This window comes from Streptomyces sp. NPDC002958, assembly GCF_055563255.1.
Genome location: NZ_JBVHDS010000016.1, coordinates 72,608 through 92,383, shown reverse-complemented (window position 1 = coordinate 92,383; position 19,776 = coordinate 72,608). Strand labels below are relative to the sequence as shown.

The following is a 19,776-nucleotide window of genomic DNA, read 5'->3' as shown; positions in this document are numbered from 1 at the left end:
CACCACCGTGCGATCACCTCGCAGCGGGGTGCTGCTCCTGCTCGCCGCCGTCCCCGCGCTGCTCCTGGGCAGCGCGGGGACGGCGCAGGCGCACCCCTTCGGAACCCCTCCCGTCGTGAAGATCGAGGCGGCGGGCAATGCCGTCGACGCGACCTGGTCCGCGCAGCGGGACGACGTCGCCGTCCTGAAGAAGGAGTCCGGCGGTGACGAGGCGGGCTATCTGCGCTCGCACATCGTCGTACGCCAGGACGCCCGCCCCTGCCGTGTGGACCGGGCGGACGGCGTGAAGCTCCACTTCGTCTGCCCGCGGCCGGTGGACCGCGTCGAACTGACGGTCACGGCGCTGACGGACGTCGACCCTGCGTACCGGACACTGTCGGTGACGGGCACGGGCTCCGGTGGGCTGCACACGGCACAGGAGCCGACGCGGACGCTGGCCCTGAAACCGGCGGCCGCGGGGATCACCGCGGCCGCACCGTCCCCTTCGGGCTGGGCGGCCTGGACAACCGACCTGACATCACTGCTGGACCACGGCGCGGCCCTCCCGCTGGCGCTGGTCGTGGCCGCGGCCGTCGGTGCGCTCCATGCCTGCGCGCCGGGGCACGGGAAGTCGCTGGCCGCCGGGTATCTGGTGGGCGGCAGGGGCAGGCCGCGCGACGCGGTGTGGCTGGGCGCGATCGTCGCCGTGATGCACACGTTTTCGGTCACCGCCCTGGCGGTCGGCTGGTGGCTGGCGGCGAACAGCACGCCGGACATCGCGGCGCTGACGAGTTGGCTCCAGCTGATCGCGGCGCTGGTGGTGGCCGGGGTGGGGGTGAACCTGCTGCGGCGGCATCTGCGCCACCGAAAGCACCGCCATTCCCATCACGGGCATGACCACGAGCACGGGCATGACCACGGACACGATCACGGGCACAGCCACCACGTCCCGGATGCCCCGTCCCTCCTCACCTGGCGAGGACTCGTGCTCCTCGGTGCCTCGGGCGGCCTGCTGCCCTCGCCGTCCGCCTTCCTCGTCCTGCTCACCGGCCTGTTGGCCGGCAAGGTCGGCATCGCCCTCGCGATGGTCGCCGCCTTCGGCCTCGGCATGGCGCTGACGCTCACCGGCGTCGGCCTGATCGTGCTGCGCGGCCGGGACGCGCTGCTGGTCAGGGTCTCCCGCTCCCGGAGGCTGCGGACGTGGACGCCGAGGGTTCCGCTGTTTGCGGCCTCGGCAGTGGTGGCTGGAGGGACGGCAGCCTCGGCGGTTGCCGCAGCCCACCTCCTGAATCCGTGATCTCCGCAGCTGTGTACATTTCTTGACGTCCGCATACGACAAAGTCGCCCCCGTCCGGCCTGAAACCAGGCGGGGGCGAATCGCTCCGGCAGGCCGGATGGCGCCCGCGAGACCGGTGACCAGGATGGCCTTGTCTCACCGGACGGACACGTCAACGTCGAACGCCGCACCCAATTGCCCTTGCGCCGACAGCTTCTTGGGCCCTGCCCGCCTGAACCGGCCGTATACCGCAGCCCGAGGCGCCCTCAGCGGTTACCGCGGTCGTGCGCCTGACGATGTGCCGTGGGCCTGGAATCGCGGACTCCAAGCCCACGGCCGACGAATCTCCCGGGCATTGACCGCAGAGGCAATCCGCGGCGGCATCGGCTACTGCAGTCTGCCGATCTCCTCCAGCCGGTCGGCGTGGTTCTGGGGTGTCCGACCGCCGAGATCAGGACCGACGTTCAGCAGGAAGAGGGAGTTGCCGGCCTTCGCCTTCACGGCTCACCGTCACCCGACGCTGCAGCTCCGGACGGTCCCGGCACCGCTCTGAGCACCGAGTTTCTGCTAGCGGGGAAGCAGCTCGCCGGGTCAGCCGTACGAAACGTCCGCGCACGGGTCGTCATCGGCCGACCGGGCCCCGTCGGCGACGGTGGACGGCACGGCAGAGGTGGCGGGTGTGTCGGGTGCGGCCGATGGGTTCTGTGCATAGGAGCTGCCGAGGATCACCTGGATTCCGGTGGTGTCGGACGCGGTCAGCCGAGCTCTGGCGAAGAGCCGTGCGGTGGTTTCGGCCTCGTCCCGCAGGCCAGGTCCGTACTCGATGACGGTCGAGGCGTAGTCCTGGCTGCTCGCCGTGGCCGTGGTGGTGACGGTGAAGCCCCGGGAGCGCAGGAGTTCGGAGGCCTGGGCCGCGAGTCCCCTGACCATGGTGCCGTTGTAGACGGCGATGCTGATGCCCGTACCGGAGACCGGGGCGGTGGCCGCGGGCGCCGGGGCGCCCTCCGCCTCGTCGCCCTTGGCTCTTCCCTTGCCACTGGCGTCCTGGCCGTCGACCGTCCGGTCGGCCTTCAGCGCGGCCCAGAGCGCGTCGGCGTCCGGCTCGACGATCGCGACGCGTGCGCCCTCGTAACGCCAGGGCACGGTGACGAACTTGGTGTTGTGCAGGTCGATGTTCTTCATCGACATGACGAACGACAGAAGCCGGTCGGCCGACCCGAGACCGGGGTCGACGGTCATCGCGTCGGTGGCCGCTTTGGCGAGGGGCAGCAGCGTGGTGGGGTTCAGCCCCCGGGACTTGACCTTCTTGATGAGGGACCCCACGAAGGCCTGCTGACGCTTGATGCGCCCTATGTCCGAGCCGTCACCGATGCCGTGCCGGAGCCGTACGTAGTCGAGTGCCCGCTGCCCGGAAACGGTCTGAGGGCCCTTCGTGAAGATCCGAGCACCTCGCGTGGGCCGCTTCGGGCTGAGGTCGCGCTGGTGGATGTCATGGGGCAGACACACGGGTACGCCCCCGACGGCCGAGGTCAGTGCGGAGAATCCGGCGAAGTCGACGACGACGGTGTGGTCGACGCGCAGGCCGGTGAGCTGTTCGACGGTGTTCTGCGTGCAGGCCGGGTTTCCCTCGGCCGTCTTCCCCACCGAGAACGCCCCGTTGAACATCACATCGTGCTGCGGCGCGGTCCACGCACCCTCCGGCATCTTGCAGGCCGGGATGTCGACCAGGGCGTCACGGGGAATGGACACGGCGACCGCGTGTCTGTGGTCGGCGTACACATGGAGAAGGAACGTGGTGTCGGAGCGTCCCACCGTGCCCGTGCCGCCGCCCAGCTCGCGGTTGTCGCCCGAGCGCGAGTCCGATCCGATGACCAGGACGTTCTGCCCCTTCGACGAGCCGGGCGGCCGGTCGCCGGAGATCCCGTCCGCGCTGAAGGTGTCGATACTGCCGCCCAGTTTCAGGTAGCCCCACCCGACCCCCGCGACCAGCAGCACGAGGAACGACAGCCCGAACATGGCGGTCCGCCGCAGGCGACTTCCCCTTCGCCTGCCCGCCCCTGTCCTGTGACTTCCTGTCATCGGCCACCCCGTCCGTCCGGCTTCCGTGAAGGAAGACGTGTTCCGCCGACCCATGGTTGTACGGTTGCGCAATTTGGCGAATGTCACCGTTCGAGTGGATCACCGACCTGCCACAGCCAGCCTGAAGCACTGCCCACGAACGCCGGGCGGAAACACCGGGCGAAGCACCGAAAGGAAGGACGGAACATATATGTTGCGCAACGGCCTCGGATCTTGGCACCCAGCCGTCGGATCACGGACGGCGATCTGCGCGCCGAGCACAACCTCCGCCCATTGCCGGCGTGTTCGGGCCAGCGGCTCGATGCTTACACCGATGAGGACGACCGCTACCTCGCCCTCGCCGTACGGACGCGCTGGCCTGCGAGCACTTTCCCCTCCTGCTCACTCGACCGGAGTGTCGGGGCGCCGGTTGCGCGGCACCGGACAGCCGCGGATGCCGGGGGTGGGGAACGTACCGAGCCCGGCAACCTCGTAACCGTCCGGTGAGCCCTTGATCTCCGGGTTCTGCCGGGCGTAGTGCGGGGTGGCACGAGGCAGCAGCAGCCGCACGGCCCGTGCCCTCAGACGATGCATGTACGGCACGACACCCGCTCACGGTTCCTCGGGAAGGCGGTCTCCGTGATCGACATAATCGGCAGCCTGCGGAAGGCTGTGTCCCCCGACCGGAACGGCCCGCAGCACCTCTCGGGGAGGACCAGTGCAAGCAGCACAATCTGTTCGATGCGGCGGCCACCTATGTCTCGGCATCCGTCGAGGACGATCGGGCGCGGATCGACGAGGCGAGCGGCTGGGTGTCGCGCGAGGCACTCTCCTTCGGTATCAGCGAGCTGACCTGCCGGGCCGTCATCGCGCTGGCCCGCAAGCGCGACGAGTCACCGCAGACAGTGGCCCGTACGCTGCTCGGTCTGCCCGCCGACTGAGGAACACCGTCCGCCGGACCACAGGGCCCTCGTCCTCCCTTGCCGGGACCCCTGTCTTCCCTTGTCAGGGCCTCGACGAGCGGGTTACCGACTCGTTAGGGTGCGCCGACGGACAGGAATGACGGACGAGGAGGGTGACGTGGCCGGGACGAGCGACGCGGTCGCCGACGACGACGCACTGTATGTGCTCACCGCGGTGCTGCTGACACCCGCGCAGTTCCCGAGCGTGCTCGGTGACGACTACCCCGCCGCGTGTGCGGCGCTCGCCCTCGAACCGTACGCCGAGGGCTATGGGCTGGTCCTCGGCCAGGACGGCAGCGGTGCGCGGTGGACCGTCGTCGTCGAGGACGTGTCGCTGGTCGCCGTCGCGATCGCGGCCTGGGACTGCGGAATGGAGTACGACCTCTCCCCCGACGACCGCTCGGTGGTCTGCGCGCTGCCCGGCTGGCCCCTCGCGGTGGGGGTCGCCGCTCCGGGCGTGGCCGCCCCGCACGATCCGCTCCCGGACCCGGAGGCCGAAGGCACCGATCCGGCACCGCTGACCCCGCCCGACACGGAGTCGTGGGGACCGGCCCAGCGGCGCATGGGCGCGGACGAGATAGCGCATCAGTGGGCGGCTTGGCGCGAGCAGATCGCCGACGAGACGGCCTTCAGCACTCCGGGCGTTGCGGACGGTGCCGTGGGCGAGGCCGAAGCCGGGCCTGGATTTGTGGGCGGAACCGAGACCGAGCCCGAGCGTGAAGCTGTGGGCGAGACCGAGGCCGGGGGCGACAGGACCGCCGCCGGCGCCGAGGATCCCGGAGCGGACGCGCCTTCTTCCTCCAGAATGCATCCCGGTGTACGGCGGGCACTCGCTGAGGCCCGCGCCTATGTGGACACCCCGCCGCCACCCGGACGGGTCCGCTCCTCCTTCGCCACGGGTGACGCCCGGATGCTGCGCGCCGACGGCCCGGGCTGGTCGCTTGTCGCCAGGACCGATGACATCGCGTTCGTCCTGCTGGACGAGGAACCCGGCGAGGTGCTGCCGGTCAGGCGCGGCAAGGAACTGCCCGGCCTGTTGAAGGCCATGGACGAGCTCGCAGTACGGCCGAGCTGAACAGGGCTCTCGGTACTCGGCCGAAGGGCATACACCCGACCAAGGGCTGGCCGGTCCGCCCACGTCCCTCCCGCGCTCCGGTTGCACGCACTCCAGCGCCCGATACGACCCGGCGGGCAACTCGACCCCGATCGGGTCGCCCGGCCGGACCGCGCCGCCGACGGTGACAATGCCCAACTGGTCTTGCGCACGATCCGGCCCGTCTCGTGCCGACCGACCTCGTTCCTGCTCACCACGGTCACCGTCCCGCTCACTTCAAAGCGCCTCGCCTTGTTGTCAGCGGCCTATTTCCTTGCGGGTGATCCTGCGGAGCCTGCGTCGCTGGCTGGGATCCAGCAGCAGATAGGCGACTGCCGGAACTCCGATCAGGACCAGCAGCGACAGCCAAAATCCGATGAACGGCATCAGGATGACTGCCGCGACGACTCCCCCGATGGCGATCTTCGCGCTGTTCGACATCATCCACGCCTCCTTCGCGGCCCGAGACCGCTCCTGCTGTGAGAACGCCTGTGCGCGCCCATCGGTTCCATCCGGCCGACGTCCTCACCTCAGGGGTTCGCCGACCTCGTGCATGTGCCGCAGTGCCTGCCGGTAGGACTCGATCAGTCCGGTCTCCGTGTACGGCATGCCGAGCGCCTCGCAGTGGGCGCGCACCATGGGCTGCGCCAGGCGCAGATGCGGTCGGGGCATGCTCGGGAAGAGATGGTGCTCGATCTGGTAGTTGAGCCCGCCGAGGAACCAGTCGGTGAGGACGCCGCCTCGTACGTTGCGCGAGGTGAGGACCTGACGCTGGAGGTGGCCCCAGCGGTCGCCGTCGGGGTCGGGCATCTCCATGCCCTTGTGGTTCGGGGCGAAGGCCATGCCCAGGTGGAGCCCGAACAGCGCATGGTGCACGAGTGCGAAGACAACGGCTTTCCCCGGGGACATGACGGTGAGCAGCAGTGTTGTGTAGAGGCCGAGATGGGCGGCCAGGAGCAGTGCTGACAGGGTGCGCTCCCGCGCGGGCTGCTGTCGCAGGTACTGGAAGCCGGAGATCTTGAGCGCGATGCCTTCGAGGAGCAGCATCGGGAAGAACAGGCGGGCCTGGTTACGGGTGAGCCATCGGGCGAATCCTTCGCGCTGGGCCGCCTGCTTCTGAGTCCAGACCAGGGCGCCGACGCCGACATCCGGGTCCTTGTCGACGTGGTTGGGGTTCGCGTGGTGGCGTACGTGCTTGTCGTTCCACCATGCCTCGTTCATGCCGAGCAGCACGTTGGCATGCATGAGGCCAATGGCCCGGCCCGCCCTGCGGTCGCCGGTTATCTGCGCGTGTCCGGCGTCGTGTCCGACAAACGCGGTGCGGGACGAGAAGACCGCCAGTGGCAGTGTGAGCAGCAGGGTCCACCAGGTGTCGCCCAGGAGGACCATGCCGGTGAGCACGGCGCCCAGTGCGGTCAGATCGGTGGTGATGCCCGCCGCGTACCAGCCGGTGCGCCGCTCCAGGAGTCCCTGCCCCTTGACCGCCCGCAGCAGGGGCGCGAAGTCACTTCCCTGGCTCGGGGCGGATCCGGTTCCGTCGGCACCTACAGCACTTCCCGCACCGTCACGGGTGCCTTCCATGACGGTGGCTATGGCCTGGGGCATGAGGTCTCCGGTCTCTGAAAAGCTGCGCTGACCCGGAGAAACGTACGGTGACCAGGGGTGTGGCAACCATGGCGCCACCACCCGGGATGTCCGGGGGACAACCCCCTTCTCCGAGGGGGTACCGGCTACACCCGGGGGCGCGACGCACAGCCGCGACCGGCCATCGCGCGGGACGGCCGAGCGATCTGAAAGTGGGCTGGATCACGGCGATTGCGCTCACGGGTGTACGCATCGATGGAGTACCCTCGGCGACCCGACCCACTAGTCAAATTTGAGGAATTCGGCATCGCTGTGCACAGACTCCCTGCGGCAACGCTCTTTGAGATCTCCGCACTCTCCGGCTGCTCCGTGGTCTTCCTACCCTCGGATCCCTCCCGTACCGGCCGTATCGCCTTCTGGCATCCGGACGGCAGCAGTCCGCCCGATGCTCCCGGCTCCGTCGAGGAGCTGACCGTCGTCGGCGCCGACGCACGGGTGTACGTCGTACCGGCACTGTTGCTTCCGGTCCGGGACGCACTGCCCGTACTGACGCGCGCACGGGCCTCGGCGCATGCTTCCGGCGCCGCCGCGTTCTGGGGCGCCGCCGGGCTCCTTGCCCTGCAACTCGCCGCCCGTGGCTTGCTGTTGCCGGGGCTGAGTGCCACCGATCACGATGCCTGGCGGGCCGGGCCGCTGACCGCCGACGATCAGTTGCGAATCCGTACGCTCGCGGCCTCGATGCCGCCCCTGGCCCATGCGGTACCGCTCGACGGGACCGCGCAGCCCGTTCTGCTGCCCGAACCCGAGCGGCTGCTGCGCGCGTTCCTCGACGCGGTGGCCGACGGCCTGCCCCGCACCCCCGCGGCGGCCTGCGCCACCGGCGGCCCGGCGTTCGCCGTCGACGCACCACAGCATCTGCCCGGTCAACGGGCCTGGGCCTCCGATGTCGCGGCCGGGCACGATGCGGGCGTCCGGCTCTCGCTGCGGGTGGAGATGTCGGGGGCGGCAGCCCCGGACGAGGACGCCGAGTCGACCACCGGGCCGTCCTTCCGCGCTGTCCTCCAGATCCACAGCGTCAGCGATCCGGCTCTGGTCGCCGATGCCGCCGACGTCTGGACGGGTACCGCGCCGACGGCCGCCTTCGGCCCCCGGGCCCGGATGGACGTCCTGCCGGCGCTACGCCGGGCTGCCCGGGCCTGGCCTGCGCTGACTCCGCTTTTGTCGGCCGCAGTGCCCGACTCCGTCGAACCCGCCGACGAAGAGCTCGCCGAACTTCTCGGCCCCGCCGGACGGGCACTCGCCGCGACCGGGGTCCAGGTCCACTGGCCCAAGGAACTGGCTCGCAAGCTCACCGCACGGGCGGTGATCGGTCCGCCCGGCGACCAGGAGAGCCTGGAGCACGAGCGATTCGCCCGCCATGGCTCGGACACACCGTCGCTCCTGTCGGCCGATGCGCTGCTGACGTTCAATTGGTGGTTCGCCCTCGGCGACCAGAAGCTCAGCCGCGCCGAGCTGGACCGCCTGGCCGAGGCCAACAGGCCGGTGGTGCGGCTGCGCGACGAGTGGGTGCTCATCGATCCGGAGGAGGTACAGCGCGCCCGCGAGACCCAGGACCACAAAGTCACTCCGATCGATGCGCTCGGAGCCGTACTGACCGGTTCCACCGAGGTCGACGGCAGCCGGGTCGACGTCCGGGCCACCGGCCGGCTGGAGCAGCTGCGCCGCCGCGTGACCGACCCGGAGTCCGGCGGGCAGGAGACGGTCGGCCAGCCCCCGGCGCTCGCCGCCGCACTGCGCGACTACCAACTGCGCGGCCTGAACTGGCTGCACACCATGACCTCGCTCGGTCTCGGCGGCTGCCTCGCCGACGACATGGGGCTCGGCAAGACCATCACACTGATCGCTCTGCATCTGCACCGCCAGAGCATCGAATCGGCCGCCGGGCCGACGCTGGTGGTCTGCCCGACCTCGCTCATGGGGAACTGGCAGCGGGAGATCGAGAAGTTCGCTCCGGGTACGCCGGTACGCCGCTTCCATGGCGGATCGCGCAGCCTCACGGACCTGGCTGACGGCGAGTTCGTCCTCACCACGTACGGCACGATGCGGCTCGACGCGGCGAAGCTCGCGGACATCCGGTGGGGCATGGTGGTCGCCGACGAGGCGCAGCACGTCAAGAACCCGTACTCGGCAACGGCCAAGCAGCTGCGGACGATCGGTGCACAGGCACGGGTCGCGCTCACCGGCACCCCCGTGGAGAACAACCTGTCCGAGCTGTGGGCGATCCTCGACTGGACGACTCCCGGTCTGCTGGGCCGGCTCGGCACCTTCCGTACCCGTTATGCGCGGACCGCGGAGGGCGGCGACCCGGCGGCGGCCGAGCGGCTCGCCGCGCTGGTGCGGCCGTTCCTGCTGCGACGGCGCAAGTCGGATCCGGGCATCGCCCCCGAGCTGCCGCCGAAGACCGAGACGGACCGCGCGGTGTCGCTGACGGCGGAACAGACGGGGCTGTACGAAGCGGTGGTGCGGGAGACCCTGACCGCGATCTCCGGCACCGACGGCTTCGCCCGGCGGGGCCTTGTCGTGAAGCTGCTGACGGCCCTGAAGCAGATCTGCAACCACCCGGCGCAGTACCTCAAGGAGAAGGAGCCGCGGATCGAGGACCGTTCGGGAAAGGTGGAGCTGCTGGACGAGCTGCTCGACACGATCCTGGCGGAGGACGCGAGTGTGCTCGTGTTCACCCAGTACGTGCAGATGGCGCGGCTGCTCGAACAGCACCTGGCGGCGCGCAGCGTGCGCACGCAGTTCCTGCACGGTGGTACGCCGGTCGCGGAGCGGGAGGCAATGGTGAACCGGTTCCAGGCGGGCGAGGCCCCGGTCTTCCTGCTGTCGCTGAAGGCGGCCGGCACCGGGCTCAACCTCACGCGGGCAGGCCATGTCGTGCACTTCGACCGGTGGTGGAACCCGGCGGTGGAGGCTCAGGCCACCGACCGCGCGTACCGGATCGGGCAGACCCAGCCGGTGCAGGTGCACCGACTGATCGCCGAGGGCACCATCGAGGACCGGATCGCCGACATGCTGGCCCGCAAGCAGGGACTGGCAGACGCGGTGCTCGGCTCCGGCGAGGCGGCGCTGACCGAACTGACGGATGCGGAACTGGCCGATCTGGTGGAGCTGCGAGGGGGCACGCGATGAACGACGAATACGACAGCGAGAGATACGACCGTGCAGGGTACGGCCGTGAAGGATACGACGGCGACGGAAGCGAGGCCCCGGCACCGGTGCAGGAACGTACCTTCGCCGCGCTGCCGCCCGCACGCGGCCGCGGCTTCGCGGAGTCCTGGTGGGGCCGGGCGTGGCTGAAGGCCCTTGAGGACACCGCACTGGACGGCGAACAGCTCAAGAAGGGCCGCCGGTCCGCCCGAGAGGGCCGGGTCGGTGCGGTTTCCGTACGGCCCGGCCGGATCACCGCTGTCGTCCGGGACCGCGACTCGTCCACGTACCGCAGTGATGTGCTCCTGCAGGAGCTGGGCGAGGCGGACTGGGAAAAGTTCCTGGACATGGCCGTCGACGGGGCCGGGCACATCGCGGCGCTCCTCGACCGCGAGATGCCGCCGCACCTGGTGGAGGACGCGGCGGCAGCCGGTGTGGAGTTGCTGCCGGGCATCGGCGATCTGGACCCGGAGTGCACCTGCGAGGCGTGGGACCACTGCCCGCACACCGCCGCCCTGTGCTACCAGGTGGCGCGGCTGCTGGACCAGGACCCGTTCGTCCTGCTGCTCATGCGGGGGCGCGGGGAGCGGCAGCTCCTGGACGAACTCCAGGCGCGCATCGCGGCCCGCGTCGGGAGACAGGCGCCGTCCGGCCCGGCCGCCCCCTGCGACGGGTCCAGTAGCTCGGCCGCGAAGGCGGAGGACCGGGGTGTACGGGCGGACGAGGCATTCGCCGCGCGGGACATCCTGCCCCCGCTGCCCGCACCCCCGCCGCTGCCGGCGGAGCCAGGCCCTGCGCAGTCTCTGGACACAGAATCGGAATCGGAACCCGGCGTCGATCCGGCGGTGCTGGAGATGCTGGCGACGGACAGTGCGGTACGCGCCCACCGGATGCTGATGGATGCTCTCTCGCCCGGCCATGAGCAGCAGCCGCTGCCGACCGGGTTGACGCCCCAGCAGGATGCCGTCCGGCTGGTCGCGGACGCCCGGCCCGAGCCCTGGATCACAACGCGGCTGGCCGCCGGATCGGGGCGGCCGCGAACCGAACTCGATGCGGCCGTACGCGCCTGGCAGTACGGCGGGGCTGCCGCGCTCGCCGTGTTCGACGACGAGTGGGCGCCGGATCCGGAATCCCTGGCCAGGGCCCGGGCCCGGCTCGCCGAGGCGTGGGAGGAGGGCGAGCAGCCCCGGCTGCGGTCCGCGGGCAATCGCTGGACCGCCGTGGAAGGCGGTGTACAGCTCCGGTACGGGCAAGACGGGCGCTGGTGGCCGTACCGGAAGGAGAGCGGGCGATGGGTTCCGGCAGGCCCGGCGGACGACGATCCGGCGGCAGCGCTGGGGGGTTCAAGCGTGTCGGACGACTGAGGTCATCCTTCATGAGGTCCACTCGACAGCGAACGGCGGGGGCCGGGCAGGACGTCCGGCCTCTGCCCGTCGTCGCGTTCCGCCCTTGCGTTCAATTCGATGTCACCACGCGTTGAGGGTGAGGGCGGAGCTTGACGACCGAGTCCCGGGCACCGATCACACCGATCCCGGCCCGAACTGGGACTGCATGCGCTACATACGTCTCGTCAATCTCTGGGAAAACTCACCCGGCTGACACACTGTCGCGTCCGCGTCCGGTTACTCTCCGCATTGTGGTTGTCGCAGACGTCGCCTGCGGCCACGATGGGGTGTGCACGACGCCCCTGGACGGGAGGTTGAGTTGACGGACCCCTGGGTGGCCCTGGCATCCGATACGGACCCCGGTGTACGGCTCGGCCAACTGCGGCACGCACACGAGGTGTTCACCACGGCCGGACGGCTGGAACGGCCGGTGCGTCCGGTGGTCGGCGAATCATGGCGGCGCTCGGCCCGGGCCCGGGTGAGCCCGGACAGTGCGGCCCTGGTCGAGCTGGACGCGGACGACCTCGGACCATACCGGGACGGGCATCCCCTGGCCCTTGCCATGCCGGTGATCCGTGAGCTGATGAGCGCGTACGCGACGGACGGCGAACATCTCCTCGCGGTGTGCGACGCGCACGGCAGACTGCTGTGGGTCGAGGGACACGCGCTGACCCGACGGGCCGCGGGCCGGATGAACTTCGTGGAGGGCGCCCGCTGGGCGGAGTCCGTGGCCGGGACGAACGCGCCGGGGACGGCCATCGCCGTGGACCGGCCGGTGCAGGTCTTCGCCGCCGAGCACTTCCTGCGGCCGGTCCAGCAGTGGACCTGCGCGGCCGCGCCGCTCCACGACCCGCACACGGGACGGGTGCTGGGCGCGGTGGACATCACCGGTGGGGACCGGCTCGCGCATCCGCACAGCCTGGCGTTCGTGCAGGCGGTGGCACGCGCCGCCGAATCGCACCTCGCACTGCTCGCGCCCGCGCCGACCGTGCAGACCGTGCAACTCAGCGCGCTCGGCCGGGATGAGGCGCTGCTCGTCGCGGGAGGCCGCAAGATCCGGCTCAGCAGACGACACAGCGAGATCCTGGTGACGCTGGCCCGCCACCCCGAGGGCCTCGGCGGCGACGAACTCCTCGTCGAGCTGTACGAGGACGAGTCGGTGACCCCGGTGACGCTGCGGGCCGAACTCTCCCGACTGCGGCGACTGCTCGGCCCCGAACTCCTCCTTTCCCGCCCCTACCGCCTTGCCGCGCCGGTCGACGCCGATTTCGACGCGGTGGCGCGCAGACTGGCTTCCGGTGCTGTGGCAGCGGCACTCAGCGCCTACGCGGGTCCGCTGCTGCCGGGCTCGCAGGCACCATCGGTCATCCGCCTGCGCCGCCGACTCGACGAGCAGATGCGGGCGGCGCTCGTCGCACGCGGTGACCCGGGGTTGCTGGCCGACTGGGCGTACAGCCCCTGGGGCGAGGACGATCTCCCCGTCTGGCAGGCGCTCGCGGCGGCCGTACCCGCGGGACAGCGCCCCGCGCTGCTCGCCAGGGCCCGGACGCTGGACACCGAGCAGCGGTAGCCCCCGTTCCCCTGCAACGGTATTGCAACGTGGCGCCGCCTACCCTCGCGCCGAGGGCCGCCCAACGGCGGGCGGCACCGGATCCGGGAGGCCACAGAGATGACCCGCTACGCTGCGCCGGGCACCGAGGGCGCCATCGTCTCGTACGAGTCCCGCTACGATCACTGGATCGGCGGCGCATACGTACCGCCCGCCCGTGGCCAGTACTTCGAGAACCCCAGCCCCGTCAACGGCCTCCCCTTCACCGAGGTCGCCCGCGGCACCGCCGAGGACGTCGATCGGGCCCTGGATGCGGCACATGCCGCCGCCCCCTCATGGGGTGCCATCGCGGCCGGCGACCGCGCCTCGGTCCTCAACAAGATCGCCGACCGGATGGAAGCGCATCTGGAGGAGCTGGCGGTCGCCGAGAGCTGGGACAACGGCAAGCCGGTACGGGAAACCCTGGCGGCCGACATTCCCCTGGCCATCGACCACTTCCGCTACTTCGCCGGCGCGCTCCGCGCTCAGGAGGGGTCGCTCAGCGAGATCGACGACGACACGGTCGCGTACCACTTCCACGAGCCGCTGGGCGTAGTCGCACAGATCATCCCGTGGAACTTCCCCATCCTGATGGCGACCTGGAAGCTGGCCCCGGCACTCGCGGCGGGCAACGCGGTGGTCCTCAAACCGGCCGAACAGACCCCGGCCTCCATCCACATCTGGCTGAAGCTGGTGGCCGACCTCCTTCCGCCCGGTGTCGTCAACATCGTCAACGGCTTCGGCGCGGAGGCAGGCAAGCCTCTCGCCTCCAGCCCGCGCGTCGCGAAGATCGCCTTCACCGGTGAGACCACGACGGGGCGGCTGATCATGCAGTACGCCTCCGAGAACATCAAGCCGGTGACACTCGAACTGGGCGGCAAGTCACCGAACATCTTCTTCGACGACGTCTGGAACGCGGACGACGAGTTCCGCGACAAGGCCCTCGAAGGATTCACCATGTTCGCCCTCAACCAGGGCGAGGTCTGCACCTGTCCGTCACGCGCGCTGATCCAGCGCGGGCACTACGGCGAATTCCTGGAGGCGGGTATCGCCCGCACCGAAAAGATCGTGCCGGGGCACCCCCTGGACACGGACACGATGATCGGCGCCCAGGCCTCCAACGACCAGCTTCAGAAGATTCTTTCGTACCTCGACATCGGCCAGCAGGAGGGCGCGAAGGTCCTCACGGGTGGTCAGAGGATCGAGTACGACGGGGAGCTGGCGGGCGGCTACTACGTCCAGCCGACCATCTTCGAGGGCGACAACCGGATGAGGGTCTTCCAGGAGGAGATCTTCGGCCCGGTCGTGGCGGTCACGTCCTTCTCGGACTTCGACGACGCGATCGGCACGGCGAACGAGACGTTGTACGGCCTCGGTGCGGGCGTCTGGACCCGCGACATCAACACCGCGTACCGGGCGGGCCGAGCCATCCAGGCAGGCAGGGTCTGGACGAACTGCTACCACGCGTACCCGGCGCATGCCGCCTTCGGCGGATACAAGCAGTCCGGGATCGGCCGCGAGAACCACAAGATGATGCTGGAGCACTATCAGCAGACGAAGAACATTCTTTGTTCTTACAGCCCTCAGAAACTTGGCTTCTTCTAGAGCCTGAAGTCGGGTTGCCTGGAGGCATCGTTGCGCTCCAGGCAACCCGACAAGGTAGATACCCAATGTCATCAATTGGGTTCTTCGCGTTACTGTCTGGCATCCAAGCGAGTTCTCGCCGGACCAGTCGCGGACCAAATAGCGCCGAGGGACATCGCCCCACGAGCTGCCCGCTCACGAGCGCAGCGACACGCCGATACCCGTAAGCAGCGCCCGAACCGCCGGCAGCACTGGGAGAGCTCTTCGACCTCATGGCCGCCCTGAACGAATCCGTATCGCGAGCGAAGGCTCCTCGCGGCGAGAACGGGCGTGCCGACGTCCGCGAGCTGCCGACACCGAAAGCCACGAAGACAGGAGATCGGAAAGGGCCGGGCAAGAAGGCTGCCGCGAGGAAGCCCGCCCCCAAGCTCTCGACGTGAACAAGGCCGTTGTCAGTGCCGCGTGCGATGCTCACCCCGGATATCGGGCGCTGCAGGAGGAAGCCGGGTGGCGACAGACGGGACGTCCGCGGAAGGATCCACGTGATCCGGTGCTGATTATGCGGGGTACCGGGCTCGAACCACTGGAGCCCTATCCAGGAAGTGATAAGCCCTGGCAATGGCGCCATGAAGCGTGCGGGAGAGAAGTGACACCGCGGCTGGGCAACATTGCTGCGGGTCGGCAGGGCGGCTGCCGGTACTGCTCAGGCACGGCTCCGATTCCTCCGGAGGAGGCGGTGGCGTTGATGCGCTCGGCCGGCCTGGAACCGCTGGAGCCGTATCCCGGGGCGACGTCCACGATCGAGACAGCCCGGGGTGTGTTCGCGCCGGGTCATCTGGGGGAGTTGACCCAGATCGTGGACTTCGCGCTGGTGGACGCGGTGCTGGAGGAGACCGGCCGGCGCGAGAAGCGCCTGCGGTTGCTGCCTTCGCGGGTGGTGGTGTACTTCGTGCTCGCTCTCGCGCTGTTCGAACACCGCTCGTACCGTGCGGTGTGGTCCAAGCTGACGGCCGCCCTGACCCCGCTGGCCCTGGTGCGTCCCGCGGTCTCCTCGCTGACGCGGGCCAGACGCAGGGTGGGGGCCGCGCCTCTGCGGCGTCTGTTCGAGACGCTCGCCGGGCCCGTCGCCCGCCCCGGGCAGGCCGGGTCCTTCTACCGGGGCCTGCGCACGGTGACCGTCGACGGGACCCTGCTGCACACCCCCGACGACGAGGCCCTCACCTGGCGCTACCCCAAACGGGCCGGGGATGGTCTGGAGTTCGGCTATCCGCTCCTGCGGCTGCTGGCCCTGGTCGAGTGCGGTACCCGCGCGCTCATAGCTGCCGCCTTCGGACCGGAGTCCGAGGGTGAACTCCCCTATGCCAAGCGGCTTCTGACCTCCCTGGACAAGACGATGCTCCTGCTGGCCGACGCGGCCTTCGACGGCAACGAGTTCCTTGATGCCGTCCATCAGAGCGGGGCACGGTTCCTTGTGCGCTCCGGGGCCCGCCGCGTCCCCACTCCCGCCGAGCACCTGGGCGACGGCTCCTACCTCGCCCGCATCGGCTACGGCGTCCTGCGGGTGCTGCTGCCGGTGCGCGTGATCGAGGCGACCCTCACCGTCACCTTGGCCGATGGCACCGCCCGCACCGAGCAGTGGCGGCTGATCACGAACCTGCTGGACCCCGTCCGTTATCCGGCCGGCGAGCTCGTTGACCTCTATCACCGCAGGTGGCAGGCGGAAACTACGTACTTTTCGATCAAGGCCACGATGCTCGACGGCCGCGTCCTGCGCTCCCGCAGCATCGATGGCCTCGACCAGGAGGTCTACGCCCTGCTCACCGCGTACCAGGCTCTGATCCGCGCCGGCGACGACGCCCCAGGCCGCGAGGCCCAGGCCGTGGGCTAGGTGGTCGGCCAGATAGGGCATGAGCATGTAGAAGCCGAGGTTGATGGCGAACTGGTTGGCCATCAACATCCGGGCGCCGGGGCTGAAGGAGGCCACCTGGGCACGCGGACCGCTCGGCAGGTTGCTCTGCTCCTGATGACCGTGGCGCTCCTGCTGCTGTCGATGGGGCATCGACGATCACCGTGTTCGGTCGCAGTGCCGTCTCGACGAAATCAACTTCCCGCAGGTTGTGCTCGGATCGGGGAGCCGTCACCGAACAAGGATTCCCTGCGGTGGTCGCGCACAGCGTCAGACGAACCGTCTTGGGGTCGCCGTCCTCGTCGGTCAGGTGATCAGGCGAACCAGCGTCGTGGCGGCGTGCATCAGGTACTCGAGCGGTCCTCGCCGGAATCGATGTTTACAGACCAGTGCAAGCAGCATGGCCACCGCGATGAAGCCCAGGAGCACCGGCAGCGCGACAGAGTCGGGAAGGTCGTCGATACCGAGTGCCCAGATCGCGACGATGTGGCCGACGTAGGCGGTCAGGGCGATGGAGCCGACTGCCGCGATGGGGGGCGGAAAGCCGGCGAACGAGCGCGTACCGGGCCGTGGCGATGAAGCAGAGGGCCAGGACGGCGAGGGCGACGCCGTGTTGCCGACGATGGACCAACTCGTCTGGCTGTGCGGCGCGGCCACCAGCAGCCAGTACGGAGTGAAGGCCGTGGGATCACCCACCGTGGCTGACCACCAGGCGGATGCGGCCGAACCACCGTCTGTCGCCGCCGTCACGGCGGACTGGGCGTCCGGGACCAGGCGCAGGGCCAGCCAGGAGCCGCCGTAGCCGAGCACGGCCAGTGCGCACCCTGTGACGGCGATCTTGCCGAGCACCCTGGGACAGGTGAGGTCGAGCTTGGCCGCGGCCATGCCCGCGATGACGAAGGGGAGCCAGGTCAGAACGGGGTACTCACCGGTCACAAACAGTTCGACGAAACCGTCGGATCCTGTGAGCCGCGCAAGCGGATCAAGAGCGATCACGGTGTCCGACCAGCTGCCGTCCTCTGTCGCGACCTGCAGCAGGTACCAAACGGGTGGCATGACCAGCGCGGTCGCCACCGCGATGACCGCCAGGGTGCCCGCCGGAAGCCGGTACAGAGGGAGAGCCAGGACAAAGAGCATCCCGTAGGCAGCGAGGAACACGTCGACCGCGGTGTCGAGCGCTGTCAGAGCGAATCCCAGACAGATCAGAACCACGGAGCGAATGAGGACACGGCCCATGGCCTGCCGTCCCGCGAGGCCGGTCTTCGGTTGCGGCCTCCCTGTGAGGATGACGAGGGAAAATCCGGCGAGCAGAGCAAACAGGGTGGCGGGGCGACCGCGAGCCACTTCCAGCAGCCAGCCCTCAGCACCGCCTACGGTCGGCTCGGGACCCACATGGACGGCGAACATACCGAACACCGCCAGACCGCGAGCCACGTCGAGCCCGATCAGCCGACCCGTGGAGGACGTCAGACAGGGAGAGCAGTCTGTCCCCGACACGGGTAACACATCGCCGTCGTACCGCCCGGGTTGCTCGCCCGCGCGACCTGCACAGTCAGAGATGGGACCTGCTCACCGGAACGGGGACGGACAGACAATGGACACCTCGACAACTGCATCGGCCTTCGAAACAGCACCAAGCATGCCCACTGATCACGCTGCCGCACCGGGAAACACCAAGATCCCCGGCAGAGTCAAGCTCAGATCTTGTTGTCGCTGACGGGTACACCGGTGCAGGCGCCGTTAAGCGCGATACCTCTCCTGTGTTCTTGACGAAGGACGACTATGGCACACCCGTTTAGGCCATCACAGAGTTCGAGCACCAGAACGACGATGCCGTCCGCATCGGGACCCCGGCCACCGACGTGTCTGCCAGAGGTTTGCTTGAGCCTGTTGGCGCGGTCGCCGACGGACAACTCGATCGGAGTGTGGGTCTCGCGTACGGGCTCGTCGGCCTGATGTACCGACATGATCGGCTGCCGCGGTTGCTCACCTCAGTCGTGAGGGATGACGGCGACTGGGCAGCGCGCGTGATGAATGGCGGCTTGGGCCACGGGGCCCAGGTGTGGTGCCAGGGCGGGGCGGTGCTTGCGTCGGCCGACAACCAGCAGCCCGGCGCCACGGGCGGCCCGTACGACAGCCTTGGCGGGGCTTTCGAGAGCGATGCTGTCGCCCACCTCCACGAGCGGGAACTCGTCACGCCAGGGGCGGAGGATCTGGTTGAGATGCTTCTGCGCGTCCTGAGTGATTTCTTCCGCCACGTCGTGATCCACGCCCCAGGGCGCGTAGGCGACCAGCGGCAGGCTTTGGCCATGGACGGCTCGAAGAGGCACGCCTCGCGCCGCGGCGGTGCCGAAGGCGAATTCGAGCAGGTCGTCACAGGGGCCGTGCAGTTTCAGTGCCACCACCACGCCGCCTTCCACAGCTGGAGCGGGTTGCGGCCCTTGTTCGCTCGTTTCGGCGCGTACCAGGACCACCGGCCCGTCGGCCCGTGCCACGACGGGCATGCTGATGTCTCCGAGAAAATAGCTCTCGACGGGCACCAGTCCGCGCGAGCCGAGCACGATCATCTCGGACTCCGATGCCGCTCGCAGCAGCGCGTCCTGGGCGTCGTCGGCCACCAGGTTGCCGACAATGGGAAGGCCCGGGTGGCGGGCCTGGAGCTCCGCCCGCGCCTTGTGCACGATCCGCCTCGCCCAGTAGTTCTGATCCATCTCCGCAGGAACGCGGGTCGGTTCCGGCACCAGCAGAGGCCACGCGTGCAGCAGACGCAGCGTGAGCTTGCGCCGCTCGGCTTCGTCGGCGGCCCAACGGGCAGCGGTAAGGCTCTCGGGTGAGCCGTCGAGGCCCACGGTGACGACTGGCTCCATGGCGGCTGCCTCCGTCTCGTAAGTCTCAGGGTGGAATAACGGCGAACAAGTCCGCCTGCCCAGCCTTCTGCCGTCCCTGTGCCGTCTTTCTGGGCCCAGAAAGACGAGGGTGAGAGGCAATCGATGCTGTGAACATCCGCGCCGAAGCGCCGAGCACGGCTTCTCCTCATTCGAGAAGTACCGCAAATCTCCTGGTGTCGCATGCGGACCCCGATGTGGCAGGACTCCCAGGGGCACGGAATCCGCACACGGAGGAAGAGCGGTGGTCATTCCCCTGGTGATTG

General features: G+C 69.4%; 13 protein-coding genes and 2 pseudogenes. 9 read left to right on the top strand and 6 right to left on the bottom strand.

Annotated features, from left to right (window positions below; genetic code table 11):
- Positions 1-7: 7 nt before the first annotated feature.
- The gene (locus ACZ3IC_RS24490; protein WP_467419182.1) at positions 8-1,276 is read left to right on the top strand and encodes a hypothetical protein; all 1,269 of its coding nucleotides are present in this window, start codon (positions 8-10) and stop codon (positions 1,274-1,276) included.
- A 570-nt stretch (positions 1,277-1,846) separates the two neighbouring features.
- Here ACZ3IC_RS24490 and ACZ3IC_RS24485 read toward each other — a convergent pair.
- Positions 1,847-3,334 carry an LCP family protein gene (locus tag ACZ3IC_RS24485; protein WP_467419179.1) on the bottom strand — a complete coding sequence of 496 codons (1,488 nt, stop codon included), beginning with the start codon at positions 3,332-3,334 and terminating at the stop codon, positions 1,847-1,849.
- A gap of 225 nt (positions 3,335-3,559) precedes the next feature.
- Here ACZ3IC_RS24485 and ACZ3IC_RS24480 point away from each other — a divergent pair.
- Positions 3,560-3,682 (top strand): annotated as a pseudogene (locus ACZ3IC_RS24480) (SAM-dependent methyltransferase); the annotation flags it as partial.
- 33 nt (positions 3,683-3,715) lie between these two features.
- Here the strand turns inward: ACZ3IC_RS24480 and ACZ3IC_RS24475 are convergent.
- Positions 3,716-3,901, bottom strand: a pseudogene (locus tag ACZ3IC_RS24475) (oxygenase MpaB family protein); the annotation flags it as partial.
- Between ACZ3IC_RS24475 and ACZ3IC_RS24470 the strand changes: the two are divergent.
- Both ACZ3IC_RS24470 and ACZ3IC_RS24465 read left to right on the top strand, forming a co-directional pair.
- The gene (locus ACZ3IC_RS24470) at positions 3,889-4,254 is read left to right on the top strand and encodes a hypothetical protein (protein WP_467419177.1); all 366 of its coding nucleotides are present in this window, start codon (positions 3,889-3,891) and stop codon (positions 4,252-4,254) included. The pseudogene ACZ3IC_RS24475 and the gene ACZ3IC_RS24470 overlap by 13 nt on opposite strands.
- A gap of 139 nt (positions 4,255-4,393) precedes the next feature.
- Positions 4,394-5,350, top strand: a complete 957-nt coding sequence (locus ACZ3IC_RS24465; protein ID WP_467419176.1) for a hypothetical protein — start codon at positions 4,394-4,396, stop codon at positions 5,348-5,350.
- 276 nt (positions 5,351-5,626) lie between these two features.
- Here the strand turns inward: ACZ3IC_RS24465 and ACZ3IC_RS24460 are convergent, their stop codons facing one another.
- Together ACZ3IC_RS24460 and ACZ3IC_RS24455 are read right to left on the bottom strand one after the other, a co-directional pair.
- The gene (locus tag ACZ3IC_RS24460; protein WP_114248565.1) at positions 5,627-5,809 is read right to left on the bottom strand and encodes a hypothetical protein; all 183 of its coding nucleotides are present in this window, start codon (positions 5,807-5,809) and stop codon (positions 5,627-5,629) included.
- Positions 5,810-5,893: 84 nt separating this feature from the next.
- Positions 5,894-6,973: an acyl-CoA desaturase gene (locus tag ACZ3IC_RS24455; RefSeq protein ID WP_467419173.1), complete on the bottom strand. Its 1,080-nt coding sequence runs from the start codon at positions 6,971-6,973 to the stop codon at positions 5,894-5,896.
- 291 nt (positions 6,974-7,264) lie between these two features.
- Between ACZ3IC_RS24455 and ACZ3IC_RS24450 the strand changes: the two genes are divergently transcribed.
- The 5 genes from ACZ3IC_RS24450 to ACZ3IC_RS24430 all read left to right on the top strand — a co-directional run bounded on the left by ACZ3IC_RS24450 (position 7,265) and on the right by ACZ3IC_RS24430 (position 16,607).
- Positions 7,265-10,144, top strand: coding sequence for a DEAD/DEAH box helicase (locus ACZ3IC_RS24450; RefSeq protein ID WP_467419171.1), 2,880 nt, complete (start codon positions 7,265-7,267; stop codon positions 10,142-10,144).
- Positions 10,141-11,526 (top strand): SWIM zinc finger family protein, encoded by a 1,386-nt coding sequence (locus ACZ3IC_RS24445; protein WP_467419169.1) that lies wholly within the window; start codon positions 10,141-10,143, stop codon positions 11,524-11,526. Before ACZ3IC_RS24450 ends, ACZ3IC_RS24445 begins: the two co-directional genes overlap by 4 nt.
- A 340-nt stretch (positions 11,527-11,866) precedes the next feature.
- On the top strand, positions 11,867-13,117 hold the full coding sequence (locus ACZ3IC_RS24440) for a winged helix-turn-helix domain-containing protein (protein WP_467419167.1): 1,251 nt from the start codon (positions 11,867-11,869) through the stop codon (positions 13,115-13,117).
- 99 nt (positions 13,118-13,216) lie between these two features.
- Positions 13,217-14,740 carry an acetaldehyde dehydrogenase ExaC gene (gene exaC / locus ACZ3IC_RS24435; protein WP_467419165.1) on the top strand — a complete coding sequence of 508 codons (1,524 nt, stop codon included), beginning with the start codon at positions 13,217-13,219 and terminating at the stop codon, positions 14,738-14,740.
- 538 nt (positions 14,741-15,278) lie between these two features.
- Positions 15,279-16,607 (top strand): IS4 family transposase, encoded by a 1,329-nt coding sequence (locus tag ACZ3IC_RS24430; RefSeq protein ID WP_467419163.1) that lies wholly within the window; start codon positions 15,279-15,281, stop codon positions 16,605-16,607.
- Between the two features lie 324 nt (positions 16,608-16,931).
- Here ACZ3IC_RS24430 and ACZ3IC_RS24425 read toward each other — a convergent pair whose 3' ends face one another.
- A complete protein-coding gene (locus tag ACZ3IC_RS24425; RefSeq protein ID WP_467419160.1) occupies positions 16,932-18,122 on the bottom strand; it encodes a DUF418 domain-containing protein in 1,191 nt (396 codons plus the stop codon).
- Between the two features lie 494 nt (positions 18,123-18,616).
- Positions 18,617-19,492 carry a universal stress protein gene (locus ACZ3IC_RS24420; protein WP_467419159.1) on the bottom strand — a complete coding sequence of 292 codons (876 nt, stop codon included), beginning with the start codon at positions 19,490-19,492 and terminating at the stop codon, positions 18,617-18,619.
- Between the last annotated feature and the right edge of the window lie 284 nt (positions 19,493-19,776).